This window comes from Microbispora oryzae (genome assembly GCF_017896165.1).
GTDB lineage: Bacteria > Actinomycetota > Actinomycetes > Streptosporangiales > Streptosporangiaceae > Microbispora > Microbispora oryzae.
Window position 1 is genome coordinate 1 of the sequence record NZ_JAFCNB010000055.1, and the last position, 1,567, is coordinate 1,567.

The following is a 1,567-nucleotide window of genomic DNA, read 5'->3' on the forward strand; positions in this document are numbered from 1 at the left end:
CGGTACCTGTCAAGGATTTTGAGACAGTGTCCTGCTATTTGGACGCTATGAGTGCTTGGGGGGTCGGTGGGTTGATCCACGCGACTGTCGGGAGCGGTGGCGGGCTCGGCGGGCTGCCGAACCGCGTGGGGTTGGCTGCGTAAGCGGCGGCCAGGACCTTGGCACGCTGGGCCTGGATCTGCTCGGCGGTGCCGAAGTAGACCGACGCCGGGGTGTGCAGCCCGAGCCCGGAGTGCCGGTGCTCATGCCGGTAGTAGTCGAAGAAGTCCTCGCAGAACCGTCCCGCATGGTCGAGGGAGTCGAAGGTGTCGGGGAAGTCGAACCGGTATTTCAGCGTCTTGAACGCCGCTTCGGAGTAGGGGTTGTCGTTGCTCACCCGGGGCCGGGAATGGCTGCGCTGCACGCCCAGGTCGACCAGAAGCTGGGCGACGTTCTTCGACGTCATCGACGGCCCCCGGTCGGCGTGGATGGAGCCGGGCCTGCCGTACAGGGCGACCAGATCGGCCATCCACCGCTCGGCGATCTCGGCGTCCTCGTGTTCTTCCAGCCGCCATCCGACGACGTAGCGGCTGAAGATGTCCAGCATGACGTACAGCTGGTACCAGGTGCCCCGGGCCGGTCCGGCCAGGCGCGTGATGTCCCAGCTCCACACGTCGTTGGGGACGGTGGCCACCAGTTCGGGCTTGACCTTGGCCGGGTGGGCGGCCAGCCGGCGCCGCTCGCGGACCAACTGCTCGGCCCGCAACAGGCGGTACATCGTCGACTGGGACGCCAGGTAGACGCCCTCGTCGAGCAGTTCGGCCCAGATCTGGGCGACCGCCTTGTCGGCGAACCGCGGCTCGGTCAGCACCGCCACGATCTCGGCCCGCTCGGCGGGGGTGAGCGCGTTGGGCGGCGGGCCGGTCGGGCCGGGCTTGCGAGCGGGCCCGGCCGGGCGGGTCCGCTCCCGGTACAAGGTGGCCCGCGACTTGCCCAGCAGCGTGCACGCCGCACTGGTGGAGGTGACCGCCTCCAACTCGGCGAACACGCCGCCGATCACCTGCTCGACGTCGGCTTTGTGCCCGCGCTCTCGGAGAGCGTCTCCAAGAGCGCGTGTGCTTTTCCCACCAGGTCCAGCGCGGCGTCTTTCCGTGCGAGCTCGGCTTGCAACGCCTCGACCTTGCGCCGCAGCCGGTCGATCTCGGCCTGCTCGCTGCTCTTACCCGGCCGCTTACCACTTTTGGCCAGCCCGTCCAGGGCGCCGGCCTCGGCGGCGCGCCGCCACTCGACGATGTGCGAGGAGTACAGGCCCTCGCGGCGTAGCAGCGCCCCCCGCGCTCCCGGCTCGGTCAAAGCGTCGTACTCGGCCAGGATCGCCTGCTTGTAGTCGGGCGTAAAGGTACGCCGACGCGGCCGGTCCGCACGGGGTCCCTCGTTCTTGTCGGCGCCCACCCGTCCATCATGGACGATCGTCGGCACCGGAGAGCCGACCAGCATCCTGCTCATGATTCGTTGAGATCCTTACTCACCCTCATCAACACAGATGAATCCTAGTCACATCTGTCTCAACAAACTCTGGCAGAGAGGG

2 protein-coding genes are annotated in these 1,567 nt (G+C 68.1%); both read right to left on the bottom strand.

The genetic code is table 11. The annotated features are described in order from the left end of the window. Positions 1-34: 34 nt before the first annotated feature. Positions 35-1,039, bottom strand: a complete 1,005-nt coding sequence (locus tag JOL79_RS33480; RefSeq protein WP_210159955.1) for an IS3 family transposase — start codon at positions 1,037-1,039, stop codon at positions 35-37. Continuing rightward, positions 1,036-1,485: a transposase gene (locus JOL79_RS33485; RefSeq protein WP_210159956.1), complete on the bottom strand. Its 450-nt coding sequence runs from the start codon at positions 1,483-1,485 to the stop codon at positions 1,036-1,038. Before JOL79_RS33485 ends, JOL79_RS33480 begins: the two co-directional genes overlap by 4 nt. Positions 1,486-1,567 lie beyond the last annotated feature (82 nt).

Excerpts from the sequence above, each read along its gene's own strand:
- JOL79_RS33485 (WP_210159956.1), bottom strand. The coding sequence starts at position 1,485 with ATGAGCAGGATGCTGGTCGGCTCTCCGGTGCCGACGATCGTCCATGAT.